Origin of the sequence: Parashewanella curva (assembly GCF_003675895.1) — a bacterium.
In the GTDB taxonomy this organism is placed as follows: Bacteria; Pseudomonadota; Gammaproteobacteria; order Enterobacterales; family Shewanellaceae; genus Parashewanella; species Parashewanella curva.
This window is the reverse complement of the sequence record NZ_ML014901.1, coordinates 1-4,020: the sequence shown is the minus strand read 5'-3', so window position 1 is coordinate 4,020 and position 4,020 is coordinate 1. Positions and strand designations below refer to the sequence as shown.

General features: G+C 35.5%; 4 protein-coding genes. All 4 read right to left on the bottom strand.

Annotated features, from left to right (window positions below):
- Positions 1 to 120: 120 nt before the first annotated feature.
- The 4 genes from D5018_RS20885 to D5018_RS20865 all read right to left on the bottom strand — a co-directional run bounded on the left by D5018_RS20885 (position 121) and on the right by D5018_RS20865 (position 3,910).
- Positions 121 to 501: an HAD family hydrolase gene (locus tag D5018_RS20885; RefSeq protein ID WP_243637486.1), complete on the bottom strand. Its 381-nt coding sequence runs from the start codon at positions 499 to 501 to the stop codon at positions 121 to 123.
- 42 nt (positions 502 to 543) lie between these two features.
- Positions 544 to 1,806 carry a DNA (cytosine-5-)-methyltransferase gene (gene dcm, locus D5018_RS20880; RefSeq protein ID WP_121840905.1) on the bottom strand — a complete coding sequence of 421 codons (1,263 nt, stop codon included), beginning with the start codon at positions 1,804 to 1,806 and terminating at the stop codon, positions 544 to 546.
- Positions 1,807 to 1,952: 146 nt separating this feature from the next.
- Complete coding sequence (locus D5018_RS20875; RefSeq protein ID WP_121840904.1) at positions 1,953 to 2,750, bottom strand: Eco47II family restriction endonuclease; 798 nt, start codon at positions 2,748 to 2,750, stop codon at positions 1,953 to 1,955.
- A 671-nt stretch (positions 2,751 to 3,421) separates the two neighbouring features.
- Positions 3,422 to 3,910, bottom strand: coding sequence for a hypothetical protein (locus tag D5018_RS20865; protein ID WP_121840902.1), 489 nt, complete (start codon positions 3,908 to 3,910; stop codon positions 3,422 to 3,424).
- Positions 3,911 to 4,020: the final 110 nt, after the last annotated feature.

Here is a 4,020-nt window from a genome sequence, read left to right as displayed (position 1 = left end):
ATCCGGACAGCGATTCCGGACTTGAACAAAAATCGTCCGGATAATACCGAATTCAATGTCCGGATTATCCCGAAACAGGTGTCCGGATAATGCCGAATTCAGTGTCCGGATTGCTCCGAATTATGCACTCAAAGCATGATCGACTTTTAAATGCCTTTGAACCTTATCAGCTAAAGCTTTAAACCCTCCTGTAATCAGGACGGTTACAACTCCTTGAGACTTTAATAGTGAAAATAATTCATCAGCACCTTCGTGATATTCAGCTTTCTGTACTACATCATTTAGTATATTAATTGTTAGACCATATTTCATATGAAGAGTGACGGTATCTTTCATCCAATCAAGATAACCTTTATATTCACCTCTAAGCCATTTATCTTTAGTCTTTTCCTCTTCAATTAAGCAGTCTTCACCTAGTTCCTTAGCTAAAACAGTCCATGCACTTGGCGCAACTTTTCCATTGTCTAAAGATAGCTCTTTTTTAAGGATGGTTCCTTCCATGTCAAAAAACCAAATCTTAGGTAGTTTTATGCTATTCATAAATTAAGCACACTTTTTCTTGTTCATGGCAGTATTTTTTTCGATTATATTTAATGTTTTAATAATTGACCTTCCTACTGCAAAAGCTAGATTAACTGGTACAGCATTTCCTATTTGTTTATATTGAGCTGAGATAGGACCACTAAATTTCCAGTTATCTGGGAAGGTTTGGATTCTTGCATATTCCCTGACTGTTAATGGGCGTGTTTCCTCAGGATGGCACCTTTCAGTTTGCTTCTGGGCTGGTGAACAAGTAAGAGTTAAACTTGGCTCATCCCAAGATAACCTTCTAGCCATTCCGGTTTTTCCACCACCAAGGAAGTAACTCTTCATCATATATTCTCTTTGAAGATCATCTGGTAAATCTCTCCAATATCCACCTTGTGGGACTTTAGCTAGTATTTCAGCTTTTCTTTTAGGGTATTTCTGACCCTCTGAATTAGGTACATCACAATCGTAAAGCTCACCTGCTTTTAGGGCATCTTTCATTGTCATGATTCTGTGGTAAGGTGATGGCCAATCGAATTCAGAATTAGAAATTAAATCTTTTCTAATCCCCACTAAGAATAGTCTTTCTCTTTTTTGTGGAACTTGATAAAAAATGGCTTTGAGTACTCTTGGATTGACTAGTTTATACCCTAAATCATCAATAACATCACAAATAGTTTCAAGAGTTCTACCATCTTCATGATTAAGTAAACCTCTTACATTTTCAGCAAGGAATACTTTAGGGTTAGTTTCCTTTACTGCTCTGGCAAATTCAAAAAATAAAGTGCCTCTAGTGTCTTCAAATCCAAGCTTCTTGCCAGCATAAGAAAATGCTTGGCATGGAAAGCCACCAGTTAAAACATCAATTTCATTGTGATATTCAGAGAAGTCAATGTTTGATATATCACCTTCAACAACATTCCAGTCAGGTCTATTTTCTCTTAATGTATTACAAGCATGTTTATCTAGTTCATTAAGTAAGACCGATTCCAACCCAGCCTTTTCCATTCCCAGTGCAAGACCACCTGCACCTGCAAACAGTTCAAGCATTTTATACGGGCGAGAAGCTTTAATATTTAGTTCATCATTCCAATTACTCTGAAATAACAGCTGAGCCTGTTCAAATTGTTCAAGTTGGCTTTTATGATACAAGCGATAATTGTTTCCATCATCTCTCTCAGGGATAAGAGTTCCATTATTATCCCAACGTCTAAGAGTTTCTTTAGAAACACTTAAAATGTCGGCAACTTGTGAGATTGTGTAAAATTCAGGAGACATATATTAAATTCAGATTAACCTTGATCATGGTTACTACTGTATATTCATTCATATGTTTAGTCAAACATTGATCATGGTTATTATTCAGAATGCTGAACAGTAATCAAGAGAACAGCTCTCTTGATTACTTGAAGATACGAAGATTATTAGCTCAAAGACTCTTTGAGCAATTTGAAGATAAAGCGCATATCGTAGTCTCTAGGTAGTAAATGATTTTCTACTAGTACTTGAGCTATCAGAATTATGCCTTGAATGTACAACAAAGGCCCACCACACTCAGTGAGGAATTGCTGTAATCCCTTGCGAACAATTAGATCTGTATCCGGAGTCTTTTCACCAGTATCAGGATTAGATGGACTAAAGTAGGCTTGTTCACCACTAGATTTGGGAATTCTTTCAACAAGAATAGCCTTAAACCCTTTAAAGCGAGAGCTGTTTTGGTATACGAGTGAGTGCATATTCTTTCTTGTTTTAATAGCTGAAGCTGCGTTCATGGTATTGAATCGGTTTTTTACTTCTGCAATTAATTTTTTATCAGGTACTTGAAGATCCAATTGACCACTTTCAGATTTAATGACATTCGGTAGCATACAAGCCATTAACTCATTTAATTTTCCGATCTTGTTTCCTCTCCATTTATCAGCAATTCTACCTCTTTCGAATAATAAATAGGCTTCTTCATTAATTGGTTCATTACCATTAGAAAGATCAGCGTTCATTAATAAAGCTGAAATCGGATCTGGTTTTGACTTCGGTCTTACACCTCTAGAGCCGATAATTATAGAAGTGACCTCTTTTTTGAAGTTTTCAACCCCCACAGGATCAAGGTTTCCAACTAAGGGGTTTATATCTGATAGCTTTAACTCTGAATTAATACTTATATTTCCAGATTCTTTATACCCATCAATGTATAAAGCTTTCAGATCTAGTAACTGAATATTCATGAGGCTTCCTATTTAATGTTCGAGATTATATTTGGATAAGATTTCTTCGGAATCCATCAACCAGACAGTATTTTTTGAAATTTTTCTATTTCTATCTGTTTTAGCAACACGCCAAAAGCACAATTCATCAGCTGTATCATTGGCAGAGATAAGCTTGCATGACTTTGATTTAAAGGTGTTTTGTTGTTGTCTGGATTGAAAATGTGGAAAGTCTATGTAGACTTGAGTTTCAAATTTCAAGTCAAATGATAGTAGAGAGCTTAGAAAAATCGAAACGCAAAGAAAAGTTGTTTTAGATCCAATTTTGCCAACAATACGGCAAGTACAGTTATGACATTTAGGCATAATTAATCCTTAAAATTACATCATTACGTCATGCTAAATCATTTTCTTAGGCTTAATTTGGTTCTTCCTAGAAGTACCTATAACCCAATACGACAAGCAATTGTATGATCTCTTTTAAATGTAATGGCGCTTCCTATGAAGTGCCGACCGCCTATAATATTTTCGGATCTAATTTTAAATGTCAATAGTTTTTGCACTTTAATGTTGATTAAAGTGCAAAAGCGAATTAAAGCTCAAAAGTCTAGCTCTGAAATGAGACTGTAGAGTTAGATTAGACTTGATCGCTGTTAGTTGATCTCTTATCTAAAAGTCGATATTTTTTCTCATCAGAATGTCTTTAGCACTCTCTTTGTTTTTTTACTAATTACCTTGAGTTTAACTGTAGGCCCTTTGCTCCCTCTAATTAGCTCCCCACTTTCAGGACATCTAATTTTTTGTTTATCTATTTCATACTTAATCAAATCAAGCTGTTCCAGCCTTCTCAAAGCCGATGACAACACGTTCTTACTAGGTCCATTTATGGGGTTTTCTGAGTTTGGAGTAGGGGGAGCATACTCTGAAAATTTAGCATAACTATATGATAAAGAATCTAGTTTTGAGCGCCACACTCTTTGGGTATAATTTTTTCCTGACTTCATTCTATTACTTAGTAAATAGAGAGCAATTTCTACATCTTGTGGTTTTAAAAATGGTGCATTACTGCCATTCAGTTTCCCCTCTCCTCTCCCGACACTTCTAGCTTCTAATAAACGCTGTATAAATAAAGCACTTTGAAGAGCCTTAAATTGTGGATCTGAGCAGCAATTCTCGGTCAAAGAATAAATCCTTAAAATTCAATACATAAAAGAAATGTTAAAATTTTCTTTTCGCACAAACGTAAAGCGAAAACCTGACATACAACGATAGATCACAACAACTATAGCCA

What these genes read in the sequence shown, in the direction of transcription:
- D5018_RS20885 (WP_243637486.1), bottom strand. Translation starts at nt 501, where the DNA reads ATGGAAGGAACCATCCTTAAAAAAGAGCTATCTTTAGACAATGGAAAA.
- dcm (WP_121840905.1), bottom strand. Translation starts at nt 1,806, where the DNA reads ATGTCTCCTGAATTTTACACAATCTCACAAGTTGCCGACATTTTAAGT.
- D5018_RS20875 (WP_121840904.1), bottom strand. Translation starts at nt 2,750, where the DNA reads ATGAATATTCAGTTACTAGATCTGAAAGCTTTATACATTGATGGGTAT.